Source organism: Mesorhizobium sp. WSM4823, from assembly GCF_055811195.1.
Window position 1 is genome coordinate 365,021 of sequence record NZ_JBVVQL010000004.1, and the last position, 15,420, is coordinate 380,440.

Genomic DNA, 15,420 nt, shown 5'->3' on the forward strand with positions numbered 1-15,420 from the left:
CTGTTCGATCCTATCTGATCGCGTCCAGCGCCTGCCTCTGCCGATGCATCTCCAAAAACACGCGGTAGTCGCGATCGAACCGGCCAGCGGCAGCCGGATTCGACGCCCGCTTCTTGCCGCCCTGCTGCATGGCGACGCAAGCGGCGTTCAGATCAGGGAAAAGCCCGGCGGCGGTGGCCGCAACCATGCCGGTGCCGAGCAGCACCGCCTCGTCGGCGAGCGGCTCGACCACGGTGCAGCCGGTGGCGTCGGCGTAAAGCTCCATCAGCAGCGGGTTCTTGGTGTGCCCGCCGGTGACATGCAGCGTGTCGATCAGATAGCCGTTCTCGTTCAGTGCCTCCAGCACATGGCGCACGCCAAGCGCGATGGCGACGGCGGTGCGCCAATAGAGCTTGCACAGGCTGTCGAAGGACGAATCCAGCGTCAGCCCGCTGATGACGCCGACGGCATGCGGGTCGGCCAGCGGCGAGCGGTTGCCGTGGAAATCCGGCAGCACATGCAGCCTTGCCGCGAGGTTCTCGCCCTCTATGGCGCGCAGTTCGGCGACGCGGCGGGCGATCCTGGCGTGCATGGCGGCATCCGGCTCACCGCCGGCGCCATGCCAGCGGATGATGTGATCGAGCAGCGCGCCGGTGGCCGACTGGCCGCCTTCCGACAGCCAAAGCCTGGGTAGGCCCGCGCCATAATAGGGACCCCAGACGCCGGCAAAGGGCTGCGGATCGGGCGACATCGCCATGACGCAGCTCGACGTGCCGGCGATCAGAGCCAGATGCCGGCCAATGTTGGTTTCGTCGCCGGCAAAGCCGCCGAGCACGCCAAGAGCGCCGGCATAGGCATCGATGACGCCGGCGCCGACCCGGCATTTTTCGGTAAGGCCAAGCTCGGCCGCCGCTTGCGCGCTCAGCCGGCCGATGTCGGTCCCAACCGGGCTGGCCTTGGCCGGCAGATTGCCATGCTCGAACAGGTCGGCAAGGCCTACCGTTTCGAAGAAGCTGCGCTGCCAGCCGGTTTCCTCATGCGCCAGATAGGTCCATTTGGCGGTCAGCGTGCATTGCGAACGGGCGAGCGAGCCGGTCGCCTTCCAGGTGAGGAAGTCGGTAAGGTCGAATAGAAAGCCGGCTTCATTCCATGTCCCGGGCAGATTGCGCTTCAGCCACATCAGCTTCGGCGTGGCCATTTCCGGCGACATGACGCCGCCGATATAGTCGAGCACGGCGTGGCCGCTTTCGGTGCATTCATCGGCCTCGGCAATGGCGCGGTGGTCGAGCCAGACGACGGTGTCCCAACGCGTTTCGCCTGACACCGAGACGCTGAGCTGGCCGCCTTTCCTGTCCCGTACCACCAGCGAGCAGGTGGCGTCGAAGGAGATGCCGACGATGTCCTCCGCCGCCACGCCGGCCTTTTCGCGGGCTGCCTGCACGGCGGTGCAGACCGCCGACCAGATATCCTGCGAATCGTGTTCGGCGTGATCGGCCTTCGGCCGGTTCATGGCGATCGGATGCTCGGCGCGGCCGAGCAAGGTGCCTCCGGTGTCGAGAATGCCCGCACGGGCGCTCCCGGTACCGACATCGACCGCGCAAACGAAATTGTTCGTCAAGGTGTTCTTGCTCTCGCTCCCAGGCCTGCAATCAGATCGGGCAATTGCAGCATGTCGGCGAATATAAAGTCCGGTTCACTCGACGCAAGCCGCGCTTTCAATGCCGGGTTGCCGGCATGCGAGCCGCCAGTGAAGGCAAGCACGCGCATGCCCGCGGCCCGTGCCGCTTCGACGCCGGCCGGGCTGTCCTCGACGACGAGACAATTTTGCGGGATCGCTCCCATTTCGGCGGCGGCGTGGAGAAAGAGATCCGGCGCCGGCTTGCCCCGCGCCACCATGGCGGCGCTGAACAGATGCGGCTCGAGCAGTCCGAGCAGCCCGGTGACCTCGAGCGCATGGCGGATGCGCTCAAGCGTGCCGGAAGAGGCAACGCAGCATGGCATGCCAAGGCTCGGCAGAACCTGCCCGACGCCGGGGATCGGCTTCAGCTCCTTGCTAAACTTGCGCATCAGCTCAACACGCATCTCGCTCAGATGCCGGTCGGTGATATCAAGCTCGAAGTCGCGAAGAAGAATTTCGCGAACGCTTTTCATGCTCTTGCCGAGGAAATGCTCATAAGCGATCTCCTCGCTGATCGTGCCGCCGGCAATCGTGATCATTCCAAGCAGCGCCGCGACAGACAGCGTCTCGCTGTCGACCAGCACGCCGTCGCAGTCGAAAATGACCAGCTCAGGCGCCATTCAGAGCTGGCCGGCGAGGTAGCGCGTCAGCGTCGTACGCGCGCCATCCGCCCAGAGTGCCTTGAGCGCATTGGCAAAGGCTTCGGCGAACGCCGCCGAGCGGCCGACATCGCCATAGATGTCTTCCATGGCAAGCCAGGCGGCAGGCGCGTCCTTTGCCGCTTTGGCAGTCGTCTGCAGCCGGTCCCAGCTCGGATCGTTGGGTTCGATGACGGCGCCGCTATCGGTCGTGCCGAAGCAGTAGCGGCACCAGAGCGCCGATTCCAGCGCCAGGCCGGCGACGCCCTTGCCGGCTTTCAGCCGGTCGGCGATGGTCGGGATGATGAATTTCGGCTGCCGGTTGGAGCCATCGAGACAGAGCCTGCGAATCGTGTCGCCGATCTTCGGATTGGAGAAGCGGTGCTCGATGAGCTGATAGTAATCCTCCAGCACGGTGTCCGGCACCGGCGGCACGGTCGGGATGATCTCGTCATGCTCCAGCCTGTCGAGAAAGCCGCGCACCAACGGCTCCTGCATCGCCTCGTGGACAAAATGGATGTCCATCAGCCCGGCCGGATAGGCGATAGTCGCATGGCCGCCGTTGAGGATGCGGATCTTCATCAGTTCGTAGGGCGCGACATCGCTGACGAACTGCACGCCGACCTTTTCCAGCGGCGGGCGCCCGTCGGTGAATCGATCTTCCAGGACCCATTGCTTGAACGGTTCGCAGAATACCGGCCAATTGTCGTCGAGGCCGAATTCGCTCGACAGAATGCCGCGCTCACGGTCGGTGGTGGCCGGCGTGATGCGGTCGACCATGCCGTTGGGAAAGGCGACTTCCTCGCTCACCCAGTTTGCCAGATCCTCGTCGATCAGGCGGGCGAGGCCAATGACGCCATCGGCGGTGACATGGCCGTTGTGGGGGATGTTGTCGCAGGACATGATCGTGAACGGCACGATGCCGTCTTCGCGTCGGCGCAACAGCCCAGCCAGGATGATGCCGAAAACGGTTTTCGGCGTAGCGCCCGGCTGCGCATCGGCGACGATGTCGGGATGGGTCGGGTTAAACAGCCCCGACGCCGGATCGATGAAGTAGCCACCTTCGGTGATGGTCAGCGAGACGATCTTTATAGCAGGATCGGCCATGCGCTCGATGATCGCTGCCGCATCGCCCGGCATCAGGAAGTCGATCATGACACCGGTGACGCGGGCGCTCATGTGGCCGCTGTCCTGCTCGACCACGGTGGTCAGCCAGTCCTGTTCCTGCAGCTTGCCGCGGCCGAGCTTTTCGCCCTCGAAGACGCCGGCGCCGATGATCGCCCACTCGTGGCCGACGCTCGAATTGAACAGATCGTCGAGATAGACTGCCTGGTGCGAGCGGTGGAAATTGCCGACGCCAAAATGCACGATGCCGGCTTTGAGCGCGGCGCGATCATATTTCGGGCCGGCAACCTTGGGCGGAAGCTTGGCGAGGATGGAAGACGAGAGTTTCACGGTCATTTGCTTTTTATCCTTGGGCGGGACGGCTCTTCTCCCCGTGGAGGAAACGGGGAGAAGAGCGCCTTCGCCCCCTCAACTCATCCACTGGCCGCCATCGACATTGTAGGTCTGGGCGACGATATATTCGGCGTCTTCGCTGGCCAGGAACACCGCCATGCCGGTAAGGTCTTGCGCGGTGCCCATGCGGCCATAGGGAACCGCTTGGCCGACCAGTCTCTTCTTCTCGCCCTTCGGCCGGTTTTCATATTTGGCGAACAGTGAATCGACGTGATCCCAATGCTCGCCGTCGACGACGCCCGGCGCAATGGCGTTGACGTTGATGCGGTGCTTGATCAGGTCGAGACCCGCCGACTGGGTGAGCGATATGACGGCGGCCTTGGTGGCGCAATAGACGCCAACCAGCGCCTCGCCACGGCGCCCGGCCTGGCTCGCCATGTTGATGATCTTGCCGCCCTTGCCGCGCGCGATCATCGAGCGGCTTGCTGCCTGCAGCATGAACAGCGTGCCGGCGACATTGACCGAAAACAGCCTGTCGTAGCTTGCCTTCGATATTTCGACGATCGGCGCCAGGTCGAACAAAGCGGCGTTGTTGATCAAAATGTCCAATCCGCCGGTCCTTGTCTCTACCGCCTTGACAGCCGCCTCGATCGAAGTGAGGTCGGTGACATCGAGTTTCACGGCATAAGCCGCGCTGCCGATTTCCGAAGCCGTCTTTTCGGCCGCTTCGAGGTTGATGTCGGCAATCGCCACCGTGGCGCCCTCGCGCACATAGGCTTCGGCGAACGCCCTGCCGATACCGCGCGCCGACCCGGTGATCAGCGCCGATTTACCCTCAAGCCTCATTGCATCATTGCCTTTCCGTCGGCGCCGAAACGGTGCAGCTTCGCCTTGTCGGGGGTCAGATAGATCGTGTCGCCGTGATCGGCGGCCAGTTCGCCGTCGGCACGCACCGTCAGCGGGCCGACGCCGTCGGCCTGCACGTGCAAGAACGTGTCGGAGCCAAGGTGCTCGGCGACGCCGACAGTGGCCTTCCAGTCGCCTGATGTCTTCGAGATGTTCATGTGCTCCGGACGGATACCAACGGTCCTGGCGCCGTACTTGGCTGCCGGCGCGCCTTCGATCAGGTTCATCTTCGGCGAGCCGATGAAGCCGGCGACGAACAGGTTCTTCGGCGTCTTGTAGAGCTCCATCGGCGAGCCGACCTGCTCGACATTGCCGGCATTGAGCACGACGATCTTGTCGGCCATGGTCATCGCCTCGACCTGGTCGTGGGTAACGTAGACCATCGTCGTCTTGAGCTGATGATGCAGCTCGCTGATTTCCAGCCGCATGGTGCCGCGCAGCGCCGCGTCGAGGTTGGACAAAGGTTCGTCGAACAGGAAGGCCGAAGGCTGGCGCACGATGGCGCGGCCGATGGCGACGCGCTGGCGCTGGCCGCCGGAGAGCTGGCCTGGACGGCGCTCGAGATAGTTGGTGAGGTTCAGGACGCGCGCCGCGTCCTTCACCTTCCTGTCGATCGTCGCCTGATCTTCGCCGGCCATCTTCAGCGGGAAGGCGATGTTCTTGGCCACCGTCATATGCGGGTAGAGCGCATAGGACTGGAACACCATGGCCAGCTTGCGCTTGGCCGGCGCCTCGCCGGTGACGTCACGGCCATCGATGTTGATGGTGCCGCCGCTGGTATCCTCCAGTCCGGCGATCAGCCGCAGCAGGGTGGACTTGCCGCAGCCCGACGGGCCGACGAAGACGACGAACTCGCCATCTTCGATCACCAGGTCGATGTTCGGGATGATGGTCGTCGCCCCGAAGGACTTGGAGACGTTCTTGAGCGTGATGTTTCCCATGGTTTCCTCCCCGAGGGGTTGTTTTTCGACAGATGCTTCGAGCAACGTCCCTACTTCACGGCGCCAAATGTCAGGCCGCGCACCAGCTGCTTCTGGCTGAACCAGCCCATGATCAGGATCGGCGCGATCGCCAGGGTCGAGGCCGCCGACAGCTTGGCCCAGAACAGGCCTTGCGGGCTGGAGAAGGAACTGATGAAGGCGGTTAGGGGTGCTGCCTCGGTGGTGGTCAGCCGGATCGTCCAGAACGCCTCGTTCCATGCCAAGATGATGTTGAGCAGCATCGTCGAGGCGATGCCCGGCACCGCCATCGGCGTCAGTACATAGACGATCTCGTTCCAGAGCGATGCGCCATCCATGCGCGCTGCTTCCAGGATCTCGCCTGGGATCTCGCGGAAGTAGGTGTAAAGCATCCATACCACGATCGGCAGGTTGATCAGCATCAGCATGATCATCAGTCCGATGCGGCTGTCGAGCAATCCGGTATCGCGGAAGATCAGATAGATCGGGAACAGCACGGCAACTGCCGGCATCATCTTGGTGGAAAGCATCCACATCAGGATGTCCTTGGTCCACTTGCCCGGCGAGAAAGCCATCGACCATGCCGCCGGTATGGCGACAAGCAAAGCCAGGATGGTCGAACCGACCGCCAGGAACACCGAATTGAGGAAGAACTTGAAGTAGCCGTTCTGCGCCTCGACCGCGGTATAGCTCTCGGTGGTTCCCGACGGGAACAGGTTGAAGCCCTGGATGGCCTCCTGCTCCGACTTGAACGACGTGATGATCGTATAGAGGATCGGGAAGAAGATCAGCAGGGCGACGATCCAGGCGGCCGCGGTCGCGATCGTCTTGTGCTGGGTGCTGACTGCACGTGCCATTGTTTCCTCCCTTATTTGTCCAGGTTCTTGCCGACCGCGCGCATGGCGAAGAAGGCGACGATGTTGGCGAGAATGACGGCGATGATACCGCCGGCCGATGCCTGGCCGATTTTGAACTCCAGCAGCGCCTTCTGGTAGACGAGGAAGGGCAGGTTGGTGGAGGCGTAGCCCGGACCGCCATTGGTGGTGACGAGGATCTCCGCATAGACCGACAAAAGGAAGATGGTCTGGATCAGGATGACGACGGTGATGGCGCGCGACATGTGCGGCAGCGTCAGATAGATGAAGCGGCTGATGAAGCCGGCGCCATCCATCTCGGCGGCTTCCTTCTGCTCGCCGTCGAGCGACTGCAGCGAGGTCAAAAGGATCAATGTCGCAAATGGCAGCCACTGCCAGGCGACGATGATGATGATCGCGGTGAGCGGATACTGCCCGAACCAGTCGATCGGCTGCCCGCCGAAGAAGCGCGCAATATCGGCAAAGACGCCGTATTGCGGATGCATGATCATGTTCTTCCAGACCAGTGCGGCCACCGGCGGCATGACGAAGAACGGCGAGATGACGAGGATGCGGACGATGCCCTGTCCCCATATCGGCTGATCGAGCAGGAGAGCCAGCAGGATGCCGCCGACCACTGTGATCAAAAGCACGGCCACGACGATGGTCAACGTGTTGAGGATCGACTGCAGGAACGCCGGGTTGGAATAGAAAAGCGCGTAGTTCGAGAAGCCGACGAAACCATCGCGGATCGGGTTGAGCGGATTATACTGCTGGAAGGAAAACCACAGGGTGAATGCCAGCGGAACAATCATCCAAACCAGCAGCAGCACCACGGATGGCGCCATCATAAAGCGGGCAAGCGAACGGGTCTGCTGAGTAGCCATGACGGTCACCCTTCAAAGGTCAGCCAATTTTCAAGAGAGTGGAAGTGGCCGCCCGAACTGGGATTCGGGCGGCCTCTGCTGCCGGCCATGATGGGCAACCGGCACCGGGAGGAGCCTTACTGGATGTAACCGCCCTCGGTCATCGTCGCCGTGGCGGCGTCCTGCGCCTGCTTCAAAGCGTCGTCGACGCTCGTCTGGCCGGCGAGTGCGGCCGAGAAGAGCTGGCCGACGGTGGTGCCAAGGCCCTGGAACTCGGGAATGGCGACGAACTGAACGCCGACATAGGGCACCGGCTTGACGGTCGGATGCGTCGGATCAGCGGCATTGATCGAGTCCAGCGTCATCTTGGCGAAGGGCGCCGCCTTCTGGTATTCGGGGTTGGCGTAGAGTGAAGAACGCGTTCCGGGCGGAACATTGGCCCAGCCTTCCTTCGAAGCGACGAGCTCGGCATAGGCCTTGCTGGTCGCCCAGGAGACGAACTTCTGAGCGGCATCTGCCTTCTGGGTGCCGGCGGGAATGGCCAGCGACCAGGCCCACAGCCAGTTGCCGCGCTTACCCAAGCCATTGTCGGGCGCCAGCGCATAGCCGACCTTGTCGGCAACCGTCGAGTTCTTCGGGTCGGAGACGAACGAGGCAGCGACGGTGGCATCGATCCACATGCCGCACTTGCCCTGCTGGAACAGCGCCAGATTTTCGTTGAAGCCGTTCGAAGACGCGCCCTCCGGGCCATTGGCCTTCATCAGGTCGACATAGAACTGCAGCGTGTTCTTCCATTCGGGCTGGTCGAACTGCGGCTTCCAGTTCTCATCGAACCAGCGTGCGCCAAAGGAGTTCGACATGGCGGTTAGGAAGGCCATGTTCTCGCCCCAGCCGGCCTTGCCGCGCAGGCAGACGCCGTTCACGCCGTTGGCGCGATCGGTCATCTTTTCGGCGGCCTGCTTGATGAAGTCCCAGGTCGGCGCGTCGGGCATGGTCAGCCCAGCCTTCTCCATCAGATCCTTGCGGTACATGACGAAGGAGCTTTCGCCGTAAAACGGTGCGGCATAAAGGGTGCCATCGACCGACAGCCCGCCTGCTATCGCCGGGATGATGTCCTTGACGTCATAGTCGTCGCCGAGCTTGTCGAGCGGCAGCAGCCAGCTCTGCTTGGCCCAGATCGGAACCTCATAGGTGCCGATTGTCATCACGTCATACTGGCCACCCTTGGTGGCGATGTCAGTGGTGACGCGCTCGCGCAGCACGTTCTCCTCGAGCGTGACCCACTGGAGCTGGATATCGGGGTTCTTGGCGGTGAAGTCGTCGGTCAGCGTCTGCATGCGGACCATATCACCATTGTTGACGGTGGCGATGGTGATGGATTCGGCATGCGCGGCGAACGCAAATGCGCTGGCCGACAACAGACCCAGGGTTAGCGTGCGAAATGTCATCAATTCCTCCCATAGACCAAGCTGAGCATTTGCTTTGGCTATGGGCAATTACTCACTCTCCGTGAATTATGTCAAGCCGGATTCGTTGCTGCAGCGCAGCACGCTGGCTCCCGCGGCATCCGGTTCCAGACGCTTGCGGCGATATTTGAGGCCAGGTTGAATGAGCTTGCCAGCGCGTCAGAAGGTCAGGCTTCGGCGCGGCTGGATCGACCTATCGGCCGGCAATCTCGGCCAGGATCCAGTCGCGGAAGGCGCGGATTTTCGGCACGTTGCGCCGCGCCTCGGGATAGACCAGCCAATAGGCGTGGCCATCGTCGCCGACCAGGTCGAAAGGCTGGATCAGGCGGCCATCGGCAAGTTCGGCGCTGAACAGCGCCTTGGTCACGATCGCCACGCCCTGTCCGGCGATGGCGGCGTTCGCCTCATATGCCTGCGCGCCCATGCTCGTGCCGGGGCGCCTTGCCAATTCCTCGACCGGCAGGCCGGCGGCGATGAACCAGTCCCGCCACCATGGGTCGCCAGGATCGAGGATCGGCAAGCGCAGCAGGTCGGCCGGCTCCTTGACGCCACCGATGCTGGCCGCAAGCTGCGGGCTTAGAACCGGTGTGAAATCCGCGTTGAAAAGCTTGTGCACCTCGACGCCCGGCCAGGTGCCGCCGCCGGAGCGGATGGCGATGTCGATATCCTCACGGGTAAAGTCGACGACCCTGTTCGACGTATCGAGGCGAACTGCCAGCGACGGATGCGCGACCTGGAAGGAGCCAAGATGCCGGGCCAGCCAGTTGGACGCAAACGTCAGCAGCGTCGAAACGCACAGCACGCCATCGGCGCCGCTGCGCGCAGCGGCATAGGCTCCGCTTAACAGGGCAAAGGCCTCGCTGACCGCCGGCGCCAGACGCTGCCCCGCCTCGGTCAACACGATCTGCTTGGGACGGCGCAGGAACAAAGGCGCGCCGACGCGCTCCTCCAGGAGCTTGATCTGGTAGCTCGCCGCCGCCTGCGTCATGCCGAGCTCGCCGGCGGCCTTGGTGAAGGAGAGATGCCGCGCCACCGCCTCGAACACGCGGATCGCGGCGAGCGGCGGGAGCTGCGAAATCTGTCGCGCATTGAGTTCGGGCATAAGGTCTCCTTATGGGCGGTGATCGACGTTTGATTGGCGGCAAGGCGCCGTCCAGCCGATATTTGAGATCGACGATCACTCTCGTCTACAGCGCCGCGCGTCCTTTTGGATGCGCAAAGGACGCTGTAGCACTTTTGATTTTGCGCATGATCCTTTCCGAAAATCGATATCGATTTTCGGGGTCATGCGTAGCCATAACGAAGGCTGAGGATCATGACCACGGTACAGGAAAAGCTATTTTGGACGCCGGGCCAAGGCTGGTTTTTGCGGGTGGCGCGTGGATTGGTACGACACCTACCCAGGAAACGGGCTTATCTCGACATCAGGGAATTGCCGCCGCACCTCCAGCGCGACATGGGTTTTCTCGACGGCAACGATCCTTCCGGCCGGCGCAAATAGCCTTGCGGGATTTATCGCCAACTCAGATGCGCCGCGCGTCCTTTCGGGCTATGCGCCGGCCAGCAAAGCGGCGGCGGTCCGCTCGTCGGTGATGAGGCCATTGACCAAACGCCGGTTCACCGCCGCAAGGATGCCTGGCAGTTTCCGCTCGCCCATGGCGAGCGCGATCACCAGCGACTTTTCGCGCGATGGCAACGATGCCGACGACACCCTGTCATTGGTGATGCCCTCGATCATCCGGCCTTCGCGATCGAACACCCAGCCAACGATTTCGGCGACGCCGCCCGCCTTCTGCAGCGCTTTCAGTTCACTTTCCGAAATGAAGCCGTCCTCATAAAGCGGCGCTTTCGGGCCGAGATCGCCGATGCCGACGAAGGTGACGTCGGCCTCCGCGGCAAGTGCCAGCGTCGGTTGGATCATCGGTTGGCTGAGCAGCATCTCGCGCTCCTCCGGCGAGGAGGCGATGACCGGCAGCGGCATCGGGAAGGACCGCGCCTTGACCCTGTCGGCCATGGTGAAGATGACGTTGTAGAAAGCGGCCGAACCGTCCGGCGAGATGTTGCCGGTCAGCGACACGACCCTGTGCTGCGGACATTCCATCGGCGGCAGTTGCTCGATCGCCGCCTTCAGCGTGCGGCCGGTGCCGATCGCCATGACGATCGGCGTCGGCGACCGCAGCCGCCGCTCGATTTCGGCAGCCGCCGCCACGGCGACGCCGATGGTGGAGGAGGAAGCGGGATCGCTCGGCGCCACCTCGACCAGGTCGAGCGCAAAGCGCAATTTCAGCCGCGCGGCGAGGTCGAGGCAATTGGCGATCGGATGGTCGACACGCACTTTGATCAGCCCCTCCGAAACGGCCAGCGACACCAGCCGCTGCGCCGTCTGCCGCGAGATGCCGAGCGTCGAGGCGATCTGGTCCTGGGTGTTGCCGGCAACATAATAAAGCCAGCCGGCGCGCGCTGCGTCGTCCAACCTGTTGCTGCCGCTGTCCTGTCGGGAATTCACGTCTTGCCTCCCAGCCCGTCGACCGTTTGAAACGGATTGTATAGTCTTGCAGGGAACGCGGCTGTGCGCAATTGCCTATCATCAGAGCAATTGCTTGCATGTTTTTGACAAGACGAGAGAAGATTCGCCCGTGCCGGCATCGCTGACCGCGACCCGAAGGTTTATCTCGGAACACAAACGCCGTATGGGGATCGAGAAAGGATTCTTGCATGACGCCGAAAGCAGTTTTCTGGGACATGGACGGTACGCTGGTCGACAGCGAGCCGTTGCACGAGGCTGCGCTGGTGGCGGCGCTGCACAGCGTCGGCATTGCGGCGCCGGCCAATCTGCATGAGCGCGTGCTCGGCATTGCCGCATGGCCGGTTTACGAGATGCTGCGCGACGAGTTCGGCCTCGACCTGCCTTTCGATGACTGGATCGTGCGCAAATACGACCATTATCTGCCGATGGCCGAGACGCTGAAGCCGCGCCCCGGCGCGATCGAGATCTACAACGAACTGCGCGGGCTTGGCGTGGCGCAAGCGGTGGTGTCCAATTCCGACCGGCTGATCGTCGACGCCAATCTGCGTATGGTCGGTCTTTTCTATCCCGGCATGAAGACGGTCAGCCGCAACGACGTGCGCGAAGGCAAGCCACATGCCGAACCGTTCCTGCGTGCCGCCTGGCTGGCGGGGGTCGATCCGGCCGATGCCGTGGCCGTTGACGACAGCGTGACCGGCGCCACGGCGGGGCTGGCGGCGGGAATGAGAACGATGTTCTGGCCGGAAGCGCCTATGGAAGGACCGCTGGGCGCGATAAACATCAACAGCGCCGACGAATTGCGGGCCGAACTGGGGCTCTGAGCTGGCAACCCGGACGCTCTTCCTGCAACGCTGATGATTGGCGAACCGGGATGAGAGTGTCCTTCTCCCCGCCGCTATACCGGGAGCCGGGCTCTCTCAGTTCCGGTAAATGGGCTCCTGCTCGTCGAGGATCGCCTTCAATTCGGACAGGTGCCTTTCGGCCTGGCCGGGATAGTCTTCCTGTTCCTTTGCCGCCTTCTCAGCGATTTCGTCCGACAGGACCCGCAGCGGCCGGCCGGTCCACAGCGCCTTGATGTAGGTTTCGGCGGCGCGTTCGAAATAGAACATGCGGTTGAAGGTGTCGGCGACGGTATCGCCGATGACCAGAACGCCATGGTTGCCCATGACCATCACCTTGACCTTGGGATCGGTGAGCAATTGGGAGCAGCGTTCGCCCTCCTCCTCGAAGGCGAGCCCGCCATAATGGCCGTCGACGACGTGGCGATTGAAGAAGATCGCCGAGTTTTGGTCGATCGGCGGCAACGTCGAATCGGCAAGCGAAGCGAGCACCGTGGCATGGATCGAGTGCACGTGCATGACGCAGCGCGCATGGCGCACATTGCGATGAATGGCGCCATGCAAGCCCCATGCCGTCGGGTCGGGCGCATTCGGGCCGGAGAGCGTATCGGGATCGTTGGCGTCGATCAGCAGCAGGTCGCTCGCCTTGATGCGCGAGAAATGCACCTGGTTGGGATTCATCAGGAATTGCGAACCGTCATCGTTGACGGCCAGCGAGAAATGATTGGCCACCGCCTCATGCATGTTGAGCCGCGCCGTCCAGCGGAAGGCGCAAGCCAGATCGACGCGCTCTTCGTAGAAGGGCAGGTTGGTCAGCGGTTCTTTCTGCAGGCGGGCGATGCTCATCGAAAACCTCCGTGAAGAAGCAAGGATGCCGCGCACTGCCGACGCGCGCAACCAGTTTCGTTTGGTGCAGGCGAGTGCCGTTGGCTTACGCCGCAGTGCTTCTGGCGGCGTCGACCCTGAGCCCGCCATGCTCGACGATAAAATCGATCACCTCCTGCAGGCCTTTGCCGCGCGACAGATCGGTGAAGCCGAACGGCCGCTTGCCGCGCATGCGGGCGGCATCTGCCTCCATGACATCGAGATTGACGTTCACATAGGGCGCGAGATCGCTCTTGTTGATGACCAGGAAGTCGGATCGGGTGATCGCCGGTCCTCCCTTGCGCGGGATCTCCTCGCCCTGGCACACCGAGATGACATAGAGCGTCAGATCGGCGAGATCAGGCGAGAAGGTAGCGGCAAGGTTGTCGCCGCCGGATTCGATGAAGATGATGTCGAGATCCGGAAACTTTTTGTTCATCTCGGCGATCGCCTGCAGATTGATCGAGGCATCCTCGCGGATGGCCGTATGCGGGCAACCGCCGGTTTCGACACCGACAATGCGATCCTCGGGCAGCGCCTGAAGCCTGGCCAGCATCATGGCGTCTTCCCTGGTGTAGATATCATTGGTGACGACGGCGATCGAGAATTCCTCGCGCAGCGCCTTGCAAAGCTTTTCGGTGAGCGTCGTCTTGCCCGACCCGACGGGACCGCCGATACCGATGCGAAGAGGACCGTTGGCTTGGGTCATGCAGGGAACTCCGTGATGGCAAGAATGGCGAAGCCGAACCCTACAACCAAGCAGAGCGGCGAATAATAGCTGATATCGAGCCGCGCGAAAGGCTGTTCCGGCGTCAGCCGGCGCCACCAGGGCGTGAAACCGACAACGCCGCGCGCTAGGAAGACCAGCGCGATGAGCAGCGCCGTGGCGGCGAGCCCGGCCTTGGGAAAGGGCGTGGCAAAAACACCCTCGAGGGCCATCGGCCACAGTGTTGCCAGGCCGAGGCAAGCGGCGACGGCAAAACAGGCGAAGGGCGCCGGCATCTCGTCGACGCCGCGAAAGCCGACCACTGCGTGGGCGCAGGAGACGCCGTCCCTGCCCGGCCAGATGCCGCCAATGCCCCAATAGACATGCAGCGTGGTGATTAGCAGCAGGACGAGCGAGAGCGCGAAGGCGAGAATGATCATGAGCGGAACAATCGCGAATACTGGGTTTCGTGCTTCATCGCCATGACATCCGAGACGAACGCGCAGCCGCCGAGATCGTCAAGCGTCGAGCGGGAAGCGCGAGCGGCAGTTTCCAACGCCAGCGGCTCGAAGCCGGCGAGCAGCGCGGTGGCCCCGGTCTGGCCGACGACGCCGAGCCTGATTGCGGCTTGGACGAGATTGGAAAAGAAGGTCTGCAAGAAGGCGGAGAGCGCGTCCTGCAGCGCGATGCCGTTGCCGCCGGCCACCGCGCCGACGGCGACGCAATAGGCGCATTCGGCCGGCAGGCGTTCCAGCACCTGGCAAGGCCAGGCCGAAGCCGCCTTCAGGAAGGCCGCCCCTTGCAGGATGGTTTCAGTGTGGCGCTCGCGTGAGCCGGCCAATGCCTCGGCGAGGGCCGCTATCTCATCGAGATCGCCGCCCTCGCGGGCGCGCCGCCAGCTCTCGGCGAACAGCACCGCGTCGTTCCAGCCCGAGCCTAGCTCGACCAGCGTCTCCAGCCATGCGGCGAGATCTTTGCTGTTAGCGACCAGCCCGGCATGCACGGCTTGTTCGAGACCATGGCTGTAGGAAAAGCCGCCGACCGGGAAAGAAGGCGACAGCCACGCCATCAGCCGCAGCAGGGCGATGCCGGAAGGCTGGTCAGTCATGGTCATGATGATGGCTGTGGTGGCTGTGCGAATGGGAATGCGATTCGCCATGGGCGTGGGAATGCGCTTCGGCATGGCTGTGTGCCTCGGCATGACCGGAATAGGCGCCGCGCACCGGCACGAACGGTTCGGAGACATCGATGACGGTAGCGCCAAGCCCTTCCAGCATCGCCCTGATGACATGGTCGCGCAGGATGAGGATGCGGTCCGCCTCGATGCTTGCTGCAAGATGACGATTGCCGATATGCCAGGCGAGTTCCGTGAGATGAACCGGGCTTAAGGCGCGGATATCATAGAGCGGCTCCTCCGCGGCGATGATCTCGACATGGCGGCCATCCTCAAGCACCAGCCGGTCGCGGTCGCCCAAAGCAACCGGCTCGGGCAGATCTACCAGTATCTTGTCGCCGCCTGAAGTCTCGATGGCGCGACGGCGCAGGTGCCGCTCGTCATGGGCAAGCACGGCCCGATCATATGGCGTGACCGCTCCCGCTTCGCCGGCGGCGAGCACCGAAACGGCACGCGGGAATTTAGTGAAGTCGGTGCGGATATCGAGCTTCATGTAAAACCTGCCT

17 protein-coding genes are annotated in these 15,420 nt (G+C 63.0%); 2 read left to right on the forward strand and 15 right to left on the reverse strand.

What is annotated here, in order from left to right; genetic code table 11:
- Nucleotides 1–10: 10 nt before the first annotated feature.
- The 9 genes from AC0L26_RS13770 to gcvA all read right to left on the reverse strand — a co-directional run bounded on the left by AC0L26_RS13770 (nucleotide 11) and on the right by gcvA (nucleotide 9,906).
- Nucleotides 11–1,597 (reverse strand): FGGY-family carbohydrate kinase, encoded by a 1,587-nt coding sequence (locus AC0L26_RS13770; protein WP_473633003.1) that lies wholly within the window; start codon nucleotides 1,595–1,597, stop codon nucleotides 11–13.
- Nucleotides 1,594–2,277: an HAD family hydrolase gene (locus AC0L26_RS13775; RefSeq protein WP_354489920.1), complete on the reverse strand. Its 684-nt coding sequence runs from the start codon at nucleotides 2,275–2,277 to the stop codon at nucleotides 1,594–1,596. Before AC0L26_RS13775 ends, AC0L26_RS13770 begins: the two co-directional genes overlap by 4 nt.
- Complete coding sequence (locus AC0L26_RS13780) at nucleotides 2,278–3,756, reverse strand: mannitol dehydrogenase family protein (RefSeq protein ID WP_473633004.1); 1,479 nt, start codon at nucleotides 3,754–3,756, stop codon at nucleotides 2,278–2,280.
- A 72-nt stretch (nucleotides 3,757–3,828) separates the two neighbouring features.
- Nucleotides 3,829–4,599, reverse strand: coding sequence for an L-iditol 2-dehydrogenase (locus tag AC0L26_RS13785; protein ID WP_473633005.1), 771 nt, complete (start codon nucleotides 4,597–4,599; stop codon nucleotides 3,829–3,831).
- Entirely contained in the window at nucleotides 4,596–5,600 is a 1,005-nt protein-coding gene (locus AC0L26_RS13790; RefSeq protein WP_354489926.1) for an ABC transporter ATP-binding protein, read from the reverse strand. Before AC0L26_RS13790 ends, AC0L26_RS13785 begins: the two co-directional genes overlap by 4 nt.
- A 50-nt stretch (nucleotides 5,601–5,650) precedes the next feature.
- Nucleotides 5,651–6,475 carry a carbohydrate ABC transporter permease gene (locus AC0L26_RS13795; RefSeq protein WP_354489928.1) on the reverse strand — a complete coding sequence of 275 codons (825 nt, stop codon included), beginning with the start codon at nucleotides 6,473–6,475 and terminating at the stop codon, nucleotides 5,651–5,653.
- 11 nt (nucleotides 6,476–6,486) lie between these two features.
- The gene (locus AC0L26_RS13800; protein WP_354489930.1) at nucleotides 6,487–7,359 is read right to left on the reverse strand and encodes a carbohydrate ABC transporter permease; all 873 of its coding nucleotides are present in this window, start codon (nucleotides 7,357–7,359) and stop codon (nucleotides 6,487–6,489) included.
- 116 nt (nucleotides 7,360–7,475) lie between these two features.
- Nucleotides 7,476–8,786, reverse strand: a complete 1,311-nt coding sequence (locus tag AC0L26_RS13805) for an ABC transporter substrate-binding protein (protein WP_473633006.1) — start codon at nucleotides 8,784–8,786, stop codon at nucleotides 7,476–7,478.
- Nucleotides 8,787–8,997: 211 nt separating this feature from the next.
- Entirely contained in the window at nucleotides 8,998–9,906 is a 909-nt protein-coding gene (gene gcvA, locus AC0L26_RS13810) for a transcriptional regulator GcvA (RefSeq protein ID WP_473633007.1), read from the reverse strand.
- Nucleotides 9,907–10,119: 213 nt separating this feature from the next.
- Between gcvA and AC0L26_RS13815 the strand changes: the two genes are divergently transcribed.
- Nucleotides 10,120–10,305 (forward strand): hypothetical protein, encoded by a 186-nt coding sequence (locus AC0L26_RS13815; RefSeq protein WP_473633008.1) that lies wholly within the window; start codon nucleotides 10,120–10,122, stop codon nucleotides 10,303–10,305.
- 48 nt (nucleotides 10,306–10,353) lie between these two features.
- On the opposite strand, the gene AC0L26_RS13820 is transcribed toward AC0L26_RS13815, so the two are convergent.
- Nucleotides 10,354–11,310 carry a sugar-binding transcriptional regulator gene (locus AC0L26_RS13820; protein ID WP_473633009.1) on the reverse strand — a complete coding sequence of 319 codons (957 nt, stop codon included), beginning with the start codon at nucleotides 11,308–11,310 and terminating at the stop codon, nucleotides 10,354–10,356.
- A 209-nt stretch (nucleotides 11,311–11,519) separates the two neighbouring features.
- On the opposite strand from AC0L26_RS13820, the gene AC0L26_RS13825 reads away from it, so the two are divergent.
- A complete protein-coding gene (locus AC0L26_RS13825; protein ID WP_473633010.1) occupies nucleotides 11,520–12,152 on the forward strand; it encodes an HAD family hydrolase in 633 nt (210 codons plus the stop codon).
- A gap of 96 nt (nucleotides 12,153–12,248) precedes the next feature.
- Here AC0L26_RS13825 and AC0L26_RS13830 read toward each other — a convergent pair whose 3' ends face one another.
- The 5 genes from AC0L26_RS13830 to AC0L26_RS13850 form a co-directional block, all read right to left on the reverse strand.
- Complete coding sequence (locus AC0L26_RS13830; RefSeq protein WP_473633011.1) at nucleotides 12,249–13,016, reverse strand: class II aldolase and adducin N-terminal domain-containing protein; 768 nt, start codon at nucleotides 13,014–13,016, stop codon at nucleotides 12,249–12,251.
- Between the two features lie 85 nt (nucleotides 13,017–13,101).
- A complete protein-coding gene (ureG, locus tag AC0L26_RS13835; protein WP_473633012.1) occupies nucleotides 13,102–13,743 on the reverse strand; it encodes an urease accessory protein UreG in 642 nt (213 codons plus the stop codon).
- Nucleotides 13,740–14,180, reverse strand: coding sequence for a DUF3995 domain-containing protein (locus AC0L26_RS13840; RefSeq protein ID WP_473633013.1), 441 nt, complete (start codon nucleotides 14,178–14,180; stop codon nucleotides 13,740–13,742). The genes ureG and AC0L26_RS13840 overlap by 4 nt, the downstream gene beginning before the upstream one ends.
- Nucleotides 14,177–14,848 (reverse strand): urease accessory protein UreF, encoded by a 672-nt coding sequence (locus AC0L26_RS13845; RefSeq protein ID WP_473633211.1) that lies wholly within the window; start codon nucleotides 14,846–14,848, stop codon nucleotides 14,177–14,179. The genes AC0L26_RS13840 and AC0L26_RS13845 overlap by 4 nt, the downstream gene beginning before the upstream one ends.
- The gene (locus tag AC0L26_RS13850; RefSeq protein WP_473633014.1) at nucleotides 14,841–15,407 is read right to left on the reverse strand and encodes an urease accessory protein UreE; all 567 of its coding nucleotides are present in this window, start codon (nucleotides 15,405–15,407) and stop codon (nucleotides 14,841–14,843) included. The genes AC0L26_RS13845 and AC0L26_RS13850 overlap by 8 nt, the downstream gene beginning before the upstream one ends.
- Nucleotides 15,408–15,420: the final 13 nt, after the last annotated feature.